The organism is Paenarthrobacter aromaticivorans, from assembly GCF_019038615.1.
In the GTDB taxonomy this organism is placed as follows: Bacteria; Actinomycetota; Actinomycetes; order Actinomycetales; family Micrococcaceae; genus Arthrobacter; species Arthrobacter aromaticivorans.
This window is the reverse complement of record NZ_JAHOPC010000002.1, coordinates 298,000-312,434: the sequence shown is the minus strand read 5'-3', so window position 1 is coordinate 312,434 and position 14,435 is coordinate 298,000. Positions and strand designations below refer to the sequence as shown.

At 60.3% G+C, this 14,435-nt stretch carries 12 protein-coding genes; 7 read left to right on the top strand and 5 right to left on the bottom strand.

Annotated elements, in window-relative coordinates:
* Positions 1–515: 515 nt before the first annotated feature.
* Entirely contained in the window at positions 516–1,556 is a 1,041-nt protein-coding gene (locus tag KSW38_RS04990) for an ABC transporter permease (protein ID WP_216923395.1), read from the bottom strand.
* Complete coding sequence (locus KSW38_RS04985) at positions 1,543–3,114, bottom strand: sugar ABC transporter ATP-binding protein (RefSeq protein ID WP_216923393.1); 1,572 nt, start codon at positions 3,112–3,114, stop codon at positions 1,543–1,545. Before KSW38_RS04985 ends, KSW38_RS04990 begins: the two co-directional genes overlap by 14 nt.
* Before the next feature lie 342 nt (positions 3,115–3,456).
* Here KSW38_RS04985 and KSW38_RS04980 point away from each other — a divergent pair, with 342 nt between their 5' ends.
* The 5 genes from KSW38_RS04980 to KSW38_RS04960 all read left to right on the top strand — a co-directional run bounded on the left by KSW38_RS04980 (position 3,457) and on the right by KSW38_RS04960 (position 8,757).
* A complete protein-coding gene (locus KSW38_RS04980) occupies positions 3,457–4,683 on the top strand; it encodes a cytochrome P450 (RefSeq protein WP_216923391.1) in 1,227 nt (408 codons plus the stop codon).
* A 13-nt stretch (positions 4,684–4,696) separates the two neighbouring features.
* The gene (locus KSW38_RS04975; RefSeq protein WP_216923389.1) at positions 4,697–5,566 is read left to right on the top strand and encodes an SDR family oxidoreductase; all 870 of its coding nucleotides are present in this window, start codon (positions 4,697–4,699) and stop codon (positions 5,564–5,566) included.
* A 301-nt stretch (positions 5,567–5,867) separates the two neighbouring features.
* Positions 5,868–7,094: a thiolase family protein gene (locus tag KSW38_RS04970; RefSeq protein ID WP_216923387.1), complete on the top strand. Its 1,227-nt coding sequence runs from the start codon at positions 5,868–5,870 to the stop codon at positions 7,092–7,094.
* Positions 7,094–7,897: an enoyl-CoA hydratase/isomerase family protein gene (locus KSW38_RS04965; protein WP_216923386.1), complete on the top strand. Its 804-nt coding sequence runs from the start codon at positions 7,094–7,096 to the stop codon at positions 7,895–7,897. The genes KSW38_RS04970 and KSW38_RS04965 overlap by 1 nt, the downstream gene beginning before the upstream one ends.
* Positions 7,894–8,757, top strand: a complete 864-nt coding sequence (locus tag KSW38_RS04960) for a 3-hydroxyacyl-CoA dehydrogenase family protein (protein ID WP_216923384.1) — start codon at positions 7,894–7,896, stop codon at positions 8,755–8,757. Before KSW38_RS04965 ends, KSW38_RS04960 begins: the two co-directional genes overlap by 4 nt.
* A 273-nt stretch (positions 8,758–9,030) precedes the next feature.
* Here the strand turns inward: KSW38_RS04960 and KSW38_RS04955 are convergent, their stop codons facing one another.
* The gene (locus tag KSW38_RS04955) at positions 9,031–10,224 is read right to left on the bottom strand and encodes an NAD(P)/FAD-dependent oxidoreductase (RefSeq protein WP_216923382.1); all 1,194 of its coding nucleotides are present in this window, start codon (positions 10,222–10,224) and stop codon (positions 9,031–9,033) included.
* Positions 10,225–10,637: 413 nt separating this feature from the next.
* Between KSW38_RS04955 and KSW38_RS04950 the strand changes: the two genes are divergently transcribed.
* Both KSW38_RS04950 and KSW38_RS04945 read left to right on the top strand, forming a co-directional pair.
* The gene (locus KSW38_RS04950; protein ID WP_216923380.1) at positions 10,638–11,138 is read left to right on the top strand and encodes an HtaA domain-containing protein; all 501 of its coding nucleotides are present in this window, start codon (positions 10,638–10,640) and stop codon (positions 11,136–11,138) included.
* Entirely contained in the window at positions 11,138–11,656 is a 519-nt protein-coding gene (locus KSW38_RS04945; protein WP_216923378.1) for a flavodoxin domain-containing protein, read from the top strand. The genes KSW38_RS04950 and KSW38_RS04945 overlap by 1 nt, the downstream gene beginning before the upstream one ends.
* A 1,077-nt stretch (positions 11,657–12,733) precedes the next feature.
* On the opposite strand, the gene KSW38_RS04940 is transcribed toward KSW38_RS04945, so the two are convergent.
* Both KSW38_RS04940 and KSW38_RS04935 read right to left on the bottom strand, forming a co-directional pair.
* On the bottom strand, positions 12,734–13,996 hold the full coding sequence (locus KSW38_RS04940) for an NAD(P)/FAD-dependent oxidoreductase (RefSeq protein WP_216923376.1): 1,263 nt from the start codon (positions 13,994–13,996) through the stop codon (positions 12,734–12,736).
* Entirely contained in the window at positions 13,993–14,310 is a 318-nt protein-coding gene (locus tag KSW38_RS04935) for a 2Fe-2S iron-sulfur cluster-binding protein (RefSeq protein WP_216923374.1), read from the bottom strand. The genes KSW38_RS04940 and KSW38_RS04935 overlap by 4 nt, the downstream gene beginning before the upstream one ends.
* Positions 14,311–14,435: the final 125 nt, after the last annotated feature.

Here is a 14,435-nt window from a genome sequence, read left to right as displayed (position 1 = left end):
TCAGTAAGACATGAACAGCTGTCCGGTGACTCCGGGAGCCGAGGGCTCGACGCCCTGGTTTTGCGAATTCTTACAATTTACGTGCTGATATCCGAACGACGGCTATGAAAGCCGCGCGCGCCCGGCTGCGGTATGGTGCCGCTGAACGGACCGAGCGCTTCCTTGGCGAATGTCCGGTGCCCCGGGTATCGAATAGCCAGGTTACGGTTTGACCATGTCACCTCATCGTGCAGGGGTGGGCTTTTGGGCTACAACGTGGTCATTCGGGCTGCGCTTCGAACAGTATTCATCTGCATAGTGCATTCCTACCCAGGGGGAGACAGCTAGCTGTCTCGGATAGGCCTCTCTCGCGAATCCTGATGTGTTATCCCAGGCCGAATCTACCTCCCGAGATGAGCAAACCACTTCTGTTCGTGTCCTTGTGAATCGCATTGTGCTTCCAATCTGTTCTCTTGCTAGTGACTTTTTGGACATTCCATCGCTACAGCCTCGGCCTTAGGAGCCGTCCATCGGAATCAGGTAGACGCTCCGTTTCGCTTCTTTGCGTTTCTATCGCGTACCCTCACCATGACTTTCGAGAAAACGACAGCAAGTACGAGAACGCCGCCATTAAATACCTGAGTGATCCAGTTCTGGGCGCCGAGGAGCGTGAAGCCGTTGACTGCGATGGCGACGAAAAAGACGCCGATCATCGTACCGACGACGTTCGGATATCCGGGCTTGATGGTGGTCTGGCCAAGGAATACAGCAGCCAGGGCCGGGAATAGAAAGCTGGGTGCTGAAGCGGCATCGGCAGAACCCGATCTCACAGTCAGTAAGACTCCAGCGAAACCAGCCACCAGGGCACCTAGCATGTAGGCGATGAAGACGTGCCGTTTGACGCCGATACCCGCGAGCCCCGCGGCACTCCTGTTGGAGCCGATGGCGGCGAGCCTTCGGCCAAACGGGGTCTGATTCAGCAAGTACCAGACGATCGCTGCGGCAAGTAGAAGCAGCCAGAAGGGGCGGGCGATCCCGAGCCACTGTCCAGCACCCCAGGTTCCGATCTCCGCAGCGACACCCTGAACCACCCTGCCTCCTGTGAAAGCGAGAAGAATCCCGTTAATCAGAACGTACGTCCCGAGAGTCACGATGAACGGATCCAGATCCAGGGCTGTGATGAGCGCGGCGTTTATCACGCCAGCAACCAGAGCAAAGAATACGGACACCAGGATTGCCATCCAGAGGGGTACCTGATTGGAGGCGAGTAGGGAGGCCATCGTCACGCTGGAAATCCCCGCAATGGCAGCGACGGAGATGTCGAAGTATCCTGCAACGAGCGTGATGACCATGGCCAGGGCAATGAGACCTGCCACGGATTGGTTGGCGAGAATATTCTGGATGTTGGGTGCCGAGAAGAAAAGCCTCGAGGTTGGAGCTACCAACCCGAACACCAGGATCATCAGAACGAGCAGCCCACCCAGGCCGTATCTTTCAGCAAGGTTGACGGGGCTCCTTCGGGCCCGGTCCAAAGCCTTGGGATCTTTTCTTGCTTCAACCTCTTCAGACAACAACACTGGATTCCTCTCCCCGTTGGTAGATCACTTCGTTCAGCCCCTGCGCGCTCAGCTCAGGCGCCCGTACCTCGGCGACAATCCGGCCCTCATGCAGCACGATCGCCCGATCAACGACCTGTGCGAGTTCCTCCAAGTCAGATGTGACGATCAGCGCCGCGCCGCCGGCAGCAACCACCTCACGGACTGCCGAATAGATGTCCGCTCTCGCTCCGACGTCGACACCTTGGGTCGGCTCGTCAAGAAGTAGCAGGCTTGGGCCGAGGCGAAGCCACCGACCCATCACAATCTTTTGCTGATTCCCTCCAGACAGTGACCGGATCGCTACGTCCCCGGATGGCGTCTTCACCCTGAATCGCTTTCGGAGGACGCCGGCGTCACGTTCGATGGCGGCTCGACGGAACCAACCGCCACGCCAATATTTGCCGAGTACGCTCACCGACATGTTTTCATCGACAGTGAGATTCGGAAATATGCCACCGTTGACACGATCCTCCGGGACCATGATCACGCCGGCAGCGATGGCCTGACCCGGGTTGCGGAAGGCAACGTGTCGTCCGTTCAACTCAACTCGACCAGATGCCAGCCGCAGGTCCCCATACAGAGCACGCAAAAGCTCCGTCCGGCCGGATCCGAGCAGACCCGCCACCCCTACAACCTCCCCAGGGCGAAGTTCAAGGTCTACATTCCGCAGCGGGCCGGCGTCGAGATCGGCAACCTTCAGAACAAGGGGTCCGGGAGCGTGCCCGGGACCGTGGATTTCGAGGCGGTCTGCGGCTACCTGCCGTTCGGTTCGATCCATCGTTGACCGCTCACCAAGAATTGACCCGATGAGGTCTTGCTCGGTGAGGCTGGCAGTTGCATGCTCGCCGACAACCATTCCATCGCGCATTACGGTGACGCGCTGCGTGAGTTCGAGAACCTCGTCCAGTCGGTGGCTCACGAAAACTACCGCATGACCCTCTGCGGCCATTCGTCTCACTGCTTTGAAGAGGACGTGTACCTCGTGCCTGGGCAGTGAAGCAGTGGGTTCATCGAGGATGATGATTCCGTGGCGCCCATCCATGCCGCGCATCGCCCGTGCCGCCGCGATCTGCGCCCGGACAGCAACGGGAAGGTCGCGAATAAGGTCAGTGGGACGAGCAGCGATGTCCAGCTTCCTTATTGCATCGCGAGCTCCCTGATGCAGTTCGCGCCAACGAACCTGACCCAACCTTGTTGCCGGGTAATCTGTGCCGAGTCGCAGATTCTCGGCGACGCTGAGGTCCGGAAACACTGCAAGGTCTTGGTGGACGACCCTAATGCCGAGGTCGTGAGCGAACCGGGGGTGCATTCGGGCCGCCTCCATCGTGTGACCTGCAATGTGCACCTCACCCGCGTCAGCCTGGACGATGCCGCTGAGAATCTTGATGAGTGTCGACTTGCCGCATCCGTTGCCCCCGACCAAGGCGTGAATCTCCCCTCCGCGTACGTCGAGGTTGACACCATCGAGTGCGCGGGTGCCCGGATACATCTTAGATACCCCGCGCACTGACAGGAGTGTTTCGCCGTCGTGCATCATGCCACCCCTTCGAAAGCAACCAAGTGATCGGTTGACATGGCTCCCGGCATAGACCAAGGTAGGCCTCTTCGCCGCTGCATGCGACGCCACCGCCACGAGGCAGCACCGCCGCGGAAATAACAGTTGAGTGACATTGCAGCTCCTTTGCTGTTGTGTCCTACCAAGCTCCGTGCAGGTTAGCACCCATTTTCTAATCAAACAACCGTCGGGTAGCTTCGTCGGCTCACTCGCGTAGACAATCGATCGGTTGGTCGAATAGAATCGCGGTGGCACAATGCAGTGCGATCGAAGTGCTGCAGCAATTCAGTGCTTCGGGATCGAGACCACCAGAAAAGGAAGCGCATGAAGAACGCGACTAAAGCATCCCGTCAGGGAGCACAGTTTCCACCGCGGCTACCGATTGAACGCGACCCCGTCGACCGAGTGGCACCGTCATCCAAGCTCGCCGAGGCTCGTCGGAGCGGAGAGTGGCCGTCTTTCGACTTCATCGATCCGATGGTCGGTGGCTCTGGCGTCCAAGATGCGAAGGCCATCACGCGATACGCGGAAGTACGCGAAGTACTGCGAGCTCCGGGAACGCGGTTGGGTATCGTCGTCCATGCGGAAGAAGAGTCGCTAAAAATGCCGGGCATGCTTCTCGTCGGAGAAGGCGAGGAGCATAGGCGGGCAAAGTCCGTGCTCGTAAGACACCTCAACCCGAGACGGGTACAGGAATTGAGGCCCGAGCTTGAGCGTATCGTCGACGAACTGCTGGACCGACTTGCAACACAACCCAGTCCAATAGATCTCGTCGCGGAGTACACGTCCCAGCTTCCGGCCCTGATGGTTTCGCACCTACTTGGCATACCGTACGAGGAAGCCAGCAAGATTGACCACTGGACGCGGAAACAGTCAGACCAGACAGTCAGTGCCGGGGAAGTTCAGACCGCAATAAGCGAGTTGAAGGCGTATACCGCCGAGAAGGTGACTAAGGCTCGGGAAAATCCAGGCAACGACCTTCTCAGCGCGTTGGTCCACGATCACACCGACGTTCTCAGTGACGAGGAGTCTGGCGGCCTCGTCTTTAGCATCATCACCGCGTCCCTCGATACGACTGCGAGGTTCAGCACGCTCGTCATCTTGACGCTGCTGCGAAACGCAGAGCAACGGGCCATCATGCAGGAAGCAGGCGGGATATCCGAAGCGAACATCGACGAGCTCATTCGCTATCTCTCCCCCGCCCCGGCCGCGCAATGGCGATACATTACGGAGGACCTCGAGATTGGCGAGAAGTCATTGAAAGCTGGCGAACGCGTGCAAGTTTCACTCCTGGCGGCCAACTGGGATCCGGAACTGGTGGGCGACCATCCGGAACTCGATCTCCGACGCAAGCCCATACCGCATGTTGCGTTTGGCTACGGTATGCACCAGTGCCCAGGGCAGCACCTCGCGCGCCTTGAAGTCAGCATTCTCGTGAGCAAGCTCTTCGATCGCTACCCTGGACTTCGACTCGCAGAGGACATTGATGACCTTGAGTGGCTCAAAGATGACCTGCTTTACGCCACACGCACGCTCCCGGTCACGTGGTGAAACGAACAACCGCATGAGCATCGTTATCACTGGGGCAACGGGCCAGCTGGGTCGCCTCGTCATCGAGGCCCTATTGGACCGCGGTGTTCCCGCCGGGGGGATCGTTGCCGCGGGCCGCTCCATTGGGAAGCTGGCAGATCTCGCCGGTCACAGAGTCAAGGTCATATCAATGGACTACGAAGACGCCGCCTCTGTCGCCAGAGCGTTGAAAGGGGCCAGCAGAATATTGCTGATCTCCAGCAGTGAGGTCGGCCAGCGTGTGGAGCAACACCGCACTGTTATCGAAGCGGCCAGGGACGAGGGCGTGGAGCTGCTTGCCTACACGAGCATCGCGAACGCCGACACAACTGGCATGAAGCTCGCCGCAGAACACCAGGCTACAGAGTCAATTCTCGTGGAATCCGGAGTCCCCTTCGCACTCCTACGGAATAGCTGGTACTTGGAGAACTACACCGGCCAATTGTCGGTAACGCTGGCCCAGGGGGCACTGGCGGGCAGCGCTGGAAATGGCAAGGTCAGCGCTGCCTCCCGCGCCGACTACGCAAACGCTGCCGCTGCCGTCCTGTTGGCAGAAGACCAAGCGGGCAAGGTGTATGAACTTGGTGGAGATGAATCTTTCACCATGAACGACCTGGCAGCCGAGATCACCGCGGTCTCGGGCCAGACGATTATCTACAAGGATCTTCCTGTCGACGACTACATTGGCCTGCTGACGGGTGTTGGCGTACCGGAGTCGTTCGCGCATATCCTTGCCGATTCCGACCTGGGCATCGCGCGCGGAGACCTCTTGGTTACCGGCGGTGACCTTCGCAGGCTGATTGGACGGCAGGCAACCTCCTTATCCCAGGCCGTACGCTCGGCTGCCGCCAGAGCCTTGCCCTAATCCGGCCCGGTCAGCGAGATGGAGCCTACGCCAGCGATCCCCCTCCCGAGGACTTGTGGGTCAAGCCTCCACTGTGGCGGCAGCCAGCATCCTGCCCAGCCAACTCGCGAGGTACCAGAAACCATTTTGGTCACTCAACGGCGCCACGACATGGAGCGCCTGGATTTCCGCACAGCATGGGAGGCCCAGCGGCCGTGACGCAATATTACATTGACCGTGCGCGGCCCCCGTGTAATCTTTATAGAACGAACGGTCAGTAATTGGCTTCTGACCCTCACTCACTTTCGCGAAGGATGTTCTCATGGTCGAGGCTTTTCTTGTTGGCGGCGCACGTACGCCTGTAGGTCGCTACGGTGGGGCACTGTCCTCGGTCCGCCCCGATGACCTCGCTGCATTGGTGGTCCTCGAAGCAGTGGCGCGTGCCGGCGTCGATCCTGATTCCATTGACGAGGTCATTCTCGGTAACGCCAACGGCGCAGGTGAGGAAAACCGTAACGTCGCCCGCATGGCCACCATCCTGGCAGGACTTCCCCTCCACATCCCCGGCATCACGGTCAACCGCCTGTGCGCCTCCGGCCTGAGCGCCATCATCATGGCCAGCCACATGATCAAGTCCGGCGCCGCGGACATTATTGTGGCCGGTGGCGTCGAGTCCATGAGCCGTGCCCCCTGGGTGCAGGAAAAGCCGACGACAGCATTCGCCAAGCCTGGCCAGATATTTGATACCTCCATCGGCTGGCGCTTTGCCAACCCGCTCTTTACCAAGGGTGAGCTCTCCCGCGACGGCAAGATGACCTACTCAATGCCGGAAACGGCCGAGGAAGTAGGCCGCGTAGACAAGATCTCCCGCGAGGATGCCGACGCTTTCGCCGTCCGGTCCCACGAACGCGCTCTGGCGGCCATTGCCGGGGGCCGTTTCAAGGACGAGATTGTTCCGGTCACGGTCAAGACCCGTAAGTCCGAAACCGTGGTGGACACTGATGAGGGCCCACGCGAGGGCACCACCATGGATGTCCTGGCAGGACTGCGCCCCGTTGTCCCCGGCGGATCAGTAGTCACAGCCGGCAACTCCTCGACTCTCAACGATGGCGCGTCCGCCATCATCGTCGCCTCTGAAGCAGCCATCAAGAAGTTCGGACTGACACCCCGCGCACGCATCGTCGACGGCGCCTCCGCAGGGTGCGCACCGGAAATCATGGGCATCGGGCCGGTCCCCGCCACGCAGAAGATCCTTGCGCGCACGGGTCTCAGCGTGGACCAGCTCGGCGCCGTAGAACTGAACGAAGCCTTCGCCACACAATCCCTGGCCAGCATGCGTCGCTTGGGCTTTGATCCGGACATCGTGAACAACGACGGCGGTGCCATCAGTTTGGGGCACCCGCTGGGTTCCAGCGGATCACGTATAGCGATCACGCTGCTGGGGCGTATGGAGCGCGAGCTCGTATCCGTAACGGGACCGAAGGTCGGCTTGGCGACGATGTGCATCGGTGTCGGACAGGGCACTGCGATGCTGCTGGAAGGCGTGTAATGGCAGTGAACCCGGAAGATTTCACCACACTCCTCATTGAGGAACGGGACGACCGCCTGACCGTGTTGTTGAACCGACCCGAGGTCCGCAACGCGATAGACCAGACGATGGTGGATGAACTCCATCTCGTTTGTGCGGAGCTTGAACGCAACCCGAAGGTACTGATCATTGCAGGAACCGATGGGGTGTTCGCTTCCGGCGCTGACATTGGGCAGTTGCGCGAACGCCGCCGGGACGACGCTTTGCAGGGCATCAACTCCACGATCTTAGTCCGGATCGCAAAGCTGCCCATGCCCGTCATCGCCGCATTGGATGGTTACTGCCTGGGTGGTGGTGCTGAACTTGCTTATGCTGCTGATTTCCGGATCGGCACTCCGAGTGTCCGCATTGGAAACCCGGAGACTGGCCTCGGAATCCTCGCCGCGGCTGGCGCTACCTGGCGGCTCAAAGAGTTGGTTGGAGAGCCGAAAGCCAAGGAGATTCTCCTTGCCGGTGCCGTGCTGCGGGCAGAAGAAGCGCTTCGGATCAGCTTGATCACCGAGATCCATGAGGCCCCGGACCTCATGGATGCAGCCCACAAGCTGGCCGACCGGATCGGCCGCCAGGACCCCCTCGCGGTACGCATCACCAAATCCGTGTTTCACGCCCCGGCAGAAGCTCACCCCCTGATCGATACGCTTGCCCAGGGGATCCTTTTTGAGTCCGAGGCCAAATTCCAACGGATGCAGGCCTTCCTGGATAAGAAATCGGCGAAAGCTCCGCAAGACACGGCCGCTCCCACGCAAGACAGGACCCAGAAATGACAGAAGTTCCCGCTATCCCGCACGTAGTCGGAGTCCTGGGCGGTGGCCGGATGGGTGCCGGCATAGCGCACGCGTTCCTCACTAAGGGCGCAACGGTGGTCGTGGTCGAACGTGACCATGAGGCAGCAGCCGGGGCACAGGGACGGGTCGCAGAAGCCGTCGCGAAATCAGCCGCCCGCGGCACACTGAGCGGGACGACCGAAGAAGCCATGGCCCGCTTCAGCACCTCCACGGACTACCAATCCTTCATCCACTGCGGCCTGGTGGTGGAAGCCGTGCCCGAGGATTACGAGCTCAAAGTCACGGCACTGAAAGCTGTGGAAGAGCACCTCTCCGCCGAGGCCTTCCTCGCATCCAACACGTCATCGTTGTCGGTCACAGGGCTCGCCAACGAACTCCGCCGTCCCGCCAACTTCGTGGGACTGCACTTCTTCAACCCGGTGCCCGCGTCCACCCTCATTGAGGTGGTGCTGGGCAACCAAACCTCACCCGAACTCGCTGTTGCGGCGAAAAGATGGACCGAGGCACTCGGCAAGACCGCCGTCGTCGTCAATGATGCGCCCGGCTTCGCGTCCTCCCGCCTGGGCGTAGCGATTGCGCTGGAGGCGATGCGCATGGTTGAAGAAGGCGTCGCGTCCGCCGAAGACATCGACGCCGCCATGGTCCTCGGCTACAAACACCCCACCGGACCCCTGAAGACCACGGACATTGTGGGCCTGGACGTCCGGCTGGGCATCGCCGAATACCTGCACTCCACCCTGGGTGAGCGTTTCGCCCCGCCGCAGATCCTCCGGGACAAAGTAGAACGCGGCGAACTAGGCCGCAAAACCGGCAAGGGCTTCTTCAACTGGAACGACTAGGGTCCGTGCGCGAGCAAGTGGCCCGCAGCTTCGAGGGAGCATCTCAAGCGCTCCTAGTGCCCAGGAACTGGTACGCGCTACCAATTCGCTGCATCAACTCGGCGTTCCCGGCCTGGTTGGACGCAAAGGGCGGTACCTCAGTGTGGATCTCCCCCGCTGAGGTACCGCCGCAAAAGAACGCATTGGATGTTCGCGCCTCCGGCAAAGCGGCCTAAAAGGTCCGGGCCCCGCTATTTGGCGCTACGTGGACTCTATAGCCACTAATGCAAGGCGTTATGCCGACATTGAGACCGCCTTACGCTCGTCGCTCAGCCAACGCTTGAAACGCGCCGCTCGTTCCTTCATGCCGATAAGGACAACACCCACGGGTGCACCACCTCGTCTATAGGCAACGGCGCATTCGGCGGAGAGGTCACCCTCGAGAATCTCGACTTCGTCAGCGAGCCCGAGCATTCCGTAGGACGTCAGGCGCACATCGCCTTGATCCGACCAGAACCAAGGCATAAGGGCGACTGCCGGCGGAATGTCCTGGGTGACTCCGAGGTCGTAGAGAAGGGTTCGTGCTGCGAATCCGGCAGTGTCAATGGCTGTCTGCCAGTGCTCGATACGAAGTGGAGGGGCATTGAACACCGGATTCGCGAAGCGCGCTGCATCGCCTACGGCAACGACGCCTGGTCTGCCTCCTGCACGCATCTGAGCATCGCAGAGAATTCCATTGGTGAGGTCAAGTCCGTTTCCATCGAGCCAGCCAGCGTTAGGTACGGATCCGATCGTTTCGAGGAGAATGTCAGCGGGAAGATGTTGGCCGTTGTCGAGCACCACACCCTCAACCCGCCCGTTGCCCTCAGTCGCTAAAATCGTCCGGGACATATGGAAACGCACACCGAGCGCCTCGTGTCTACGCTGAACTTCGCCGCCTACCATTTCTCCCAAAGGAACGAACATCGCGCAGGGGTCCATTGCCACCACGTCGACCTCACAGCCGAGTTTGCGGGCCGTCGCCGCAACCTCACATCCGATGAAGCCCGCTCCCAAGATGACAACGTGGGCACCAGGGACCAAGGCACTTCGAAGGGCAGCTGCATCTGCGAGCGTGCGAAGTACGGTTCGCCCCTGAACCGGGCCCGGTGCCGACAAACGTCGCGAGGAAACTCCGGTTGCGGCCACGAGGCCGCTGAAGCTGAGCTCAGTACCCGTGGCCAGCGTCAGGACATGGGACTCGAGGTCAGCCTTCACCACAGGAGACCCTAGTAACCAGTCGACATCGGCCACGCTGTCGCTCAGGGCGAAAGTCAAGTCCTCGCGTTCCATCGTCCCCCAGAGCAATTCCTTCGAGAGGGGCGGTCGGTTGTAGGGCATCTCCTGTTCGTCAGAAGCAACGACGATGCGGCCGGTCCACCCTCCGGAGCGGAGGTTCTCGGCCGTTCGAAGGCCGGCAAGGGCTCCTCCGGCGATGACAATAGTCATGGCATACCTACTAAGACGGCGGATAACGTCACGCCGTCGAGCGCTCCGCTTCCAGCCGGAGCGGAGGGGATATCAACACCAAACACTAAGACTCCTATCTACGCACTATGAGCGGCGTGACGTCACATGAGGGTCGCTTCGCCTGATCACAGGACCACCGTGCAGCGACTTCTGACGCCTGTTTAGAAAGCTAGCATCAAGCAGCCAATCAAACAACTGGACGGTATATAACGTATGCTGGCATTCACGGCAAAGGGTAGAAAATAGCCCCGATATGCCAGTGATTGACGAGAAGATGAAAGCACCATATTCGCTCGTTGACAAACGGTCGGTTGGTTGAAATAATCAGAGAGTTATCGTCATGGTCCTTGGTACAGGGACGTTGACATTTGCCACCGTCGAAAGGTGTCGCTGTGGATTCGCTCGCTTGCCTGTGGGGCATCAAAGCAAGCTTCAGGCGGTATCTCGCCATGCAGCCTGGTGCGGAGGCCACCGTTGGCGGTGGAGCCGCGATCACCGCACGTAGTGAGTTCCTGTTCCCTGCGGCAGTCGGAGTCGATCTTCTCCCGCCCACAGGGCCTGGCGAAATGAAGTTTGAGGGCGACGTTCAGTTCATTGCCCACGGCGGTTTGCTTAACGTCATACTCGCGGACCCGCGTATTCAACGCGGCGACGACCAGATCTTTCTGAGTGCCCTCACGGGACAATACTCCGGATCTGCAGGAAGCCCAACGGTCGTCGCCGAACTTGTTGAGCGGATCGAAGCGGACGGCTCAATTTCTTACGATGCCACGTTGGCGTCCTCTGGCGTCCAGGTCTTCGGCGGTGTGTACCCCGCGGGTGAGCCTCTTGATGCGGTCCAAATCGTACATAACCCCCTGTTAATAGCCACGCCGAGAGCAAAGAAGAACTAATGATGACCGAGACCACTAATGACATTCGCATTATCTTTGGATCGGAATCGGGTGGTGGCGAACTTACCGCCGAAGACATAGCGGAGTCGCTTCCCGAAGGGTTCCAGGCGCGAATCGAAAGCATGGCTGACGTGGATGTGGCAACTCTGACCGACGGAGCCTTCCTCTTCGTCATTTGCTCAACATACGGGGAGGGCGAACTCCCCATGGGTGCGCAACCGTTCCACGACGCCCTCGAATCCGGGCGGCCCGATCTAAAGGGCCTGAAATACGCCGTATTCGGCCGCGGCGACAAGACGTACCTCAAGACATTCGCACAAGGCAGTGTGATCATCGACAGCTTGCTCGCCGAGTTGGGCGCCGAACGCTTCGGTGACGTCTGCCACCACGACGCGAGCGACTGGAGCATCGGTGATGACCTCGCCATCGAGTGGGCAGCCGGGATTATTGAGGGCTTCTTTATGGACAAAATGTCAGCACAAACGGTCGCTGCCGGTCAGTCTGCGAAGGCCACTTAGCGGCTGCTGCCTCTCCAGAGGCTCTCTCCTGACCCCACGCCAGCACCCACACGGGCAGTAAGCCAGCGGCAGTGCTAAAACCTTCAACCAGGACCACAGAGCACAAAACCCAGCTTCAAGCGCCGAACGCGCAGCCTATGGGGCAAGCCGATGAAAACGCTCCTCATAGGGGTACCAGCAGCAGTGGGACGGTCCCCGCTCCCTCCTGTCAGTCATCCCTGACCCCCCAGACCGTCTTCGCCCGAAACGAGACGACCTAACGGCGACAACGGGAACTGGATCTCTGGCATCCTACCCACAGCACAATCGGAGCGCTTCCTGGGACCTCAAGACGAGCGGCTATGTCGTTAGCTGGGTTGCGCTCGCCGCGGCGGTGCTTCTGATGTGTTTGATGTCGCGCTGCCGAACTCCCCTCTGACTCGCGTCAGGATCATGTGGTGGGTCCGGCTTTGTCTACGGCCCGGCCATTGAACTGGTGGGAGAGATTCGTGGCCTGGCCGGCGTCCAGGTCCCGGACGATAGTGACCAGGACTCGAACCGGGCCAATGCCTTCGTTGATGGGTCCTGGAAATAGCGCACGAACCAGAACCGGCGCCGATAATATCCAGGATCCGTTGACGGAGTTTCTCGCACCCCCGCTCCTCGCAGTACCAAACGGTGCTTACCAACACCACCTCCGCCGGCCCCGCAACGGGAATGTCGCAGAGCCACGGGGTGACCTGCCGCCCACCGGCAGTGACGGTGGTGGAGGTCAGGCGTAGCCGGGCAGACGAAAAAGGAGGGCCGCAGCTTCCGCTGCGACCCCGGTAGGCTCGCTCAAGATTCCTAGTGCTGCTCCACATTGAATGCGAAACAAATACTCATCCCGCCAGCGCCATGGCCCCATTGACTTCAAACACACGTACCCCAGATTCCTCGCCCCCCAATGCGCCGTTGGCGGAACGCCGGCCCGGCACTCTGCGCGCCACACCGGCATACCGCTGTACAGGCTCCCTCCACCCGCTAGCGAATCTGGGCCGAATTATGATCCCGGCGCTGGAACACTCCGCTGGACATTCTGCGCCTTCCCCAACACGTCTACGGCACTTTGGTTGCCAAGCTTTTGAGCTGGATCGAGGTGTCGGCAAGCTCCTCGGCGGTCGCTGGCGTGCCTTGCGCTACCAGGAGCTTGCCCTGCGCGAAGTCCGCTATTGAATTGATACAGTCCAGAGCGATGACCCTGCCACCGCGAAGGTAGACGATACTGAATTTAGACTGCCCGGGCTCGCCTCGAAGGATTGCCTCGTCATGGCCAGCCTGCAGACCCACCGTCTGCAGCCGGGTATCGAATTGATGCGACCAGAACCACGGTGGAGTCATACCCTCGTTAGGCGTCGATAGTATCGCGCTCGCAACGGCCTTACCGTGCTCGACGGCGTTGGGCACGGATTCCAGACGAACGCGCATCCCACCGGCGAACGGACTCTTGTAGTTGGCGCAGTCCCCGACAGCGAAGATGTGAGCAACCGAGGTGCGGCAGTCGCCATCTACCTCGACGCCGTTAGTGCAGACGACGCCGGCCGCGGCAAGCGGCTCGACATTCGGAATCAGTCCGACACCTACGATGACCAAGTCGGCAGGCAAGATCTGTCCGTCGCTGAGTTGCACCCCGACTACGTGGCCGCGTTCGCCCAGAATCTGTTCAACGCCTGAGCTAAGCAGAACTGTGGTGCCGGAAGCCCGGTGGAGGTCTGAGTAGAAGTCAGAGACCGCAGCGCAGGTTACACGGGCCAGCAGGCGTTCCTGCACTTCGATAACAGTCACGCTAACAGCTCGCTGAACGAGCGCTGCCGCAGCTTCCAGGCCAATGTAACCTCCACCGATGATGACGGCGTTCCGTGCACCAGCGAGACTTCCCCGCAGCCGCTCAGCGTCAGCGTGATTGCGCAAGCTAAAGACGCCGGAAAGGTCTGCTCCCGGGACTGTGAGCCTCCGCGCTCGCCCGCCGGCGGCCCAGACGAGGTGCGAGTAGCCGATCCGTAGACCCATACCGGTTAGGACCTCGTGCGCTTCGACATCGACGGATTCAACAGTCGTACCGGAGATTAAGTCGATTGAGTTCTTTGCCCAGTAATCGGCGGACCTGAAGCGGAACTCTCCCACCTCCGCATCGCCGCGGAGGTACGCCTTCGAAAGCGGCGGTCGCTCATATGGCAATTCGTTCTCGGCATCCACAATTGCTATGGAACCGCTGAATCCACCCTGGCGAAGAGACATTGCTGTCTGCACTCCGGCTTGCCCGGCACCGACGATGAGCACGTCGTATGACCCCAGTTCGCCAACAGAAGACTCCCCGCTCATTGGTGATCAGAGATTCGCGAGGTAAAGCCGTGCATGTCGGCGTGGACGCGAATCTGGCACGCAAGCCGGCTCTCGGGCCTCACATCATCCATCATGGAAAGCAACTCACGCTCGCCCTCCGATTGCGGGGCGACCCGGTCGCTCCACTCGCTGGAAACGTATATGTGGCACGTTCCGCAGGTGAGTTCCCCGCCGCATTCTCCAACGATCCCAGGCACGTCGTTTTGGAGGGCCGCCCGCATGAGGGATTCACCGTCCGTGGCGTTTACTGTGTGTTCGGTGTCATCGACTGACACATACGTGATCTGCGTCATTGTTATGTCCTCATCGTTCGGGCCGTCGCACGTTCTCTGGCTCGCCTGGAGGCGAGCACGTCCCGGCGAACTGGCGGTGGGGTCACGCAATTGCTTGCGCTTGAGTAACTTTAGTCTACCATTCA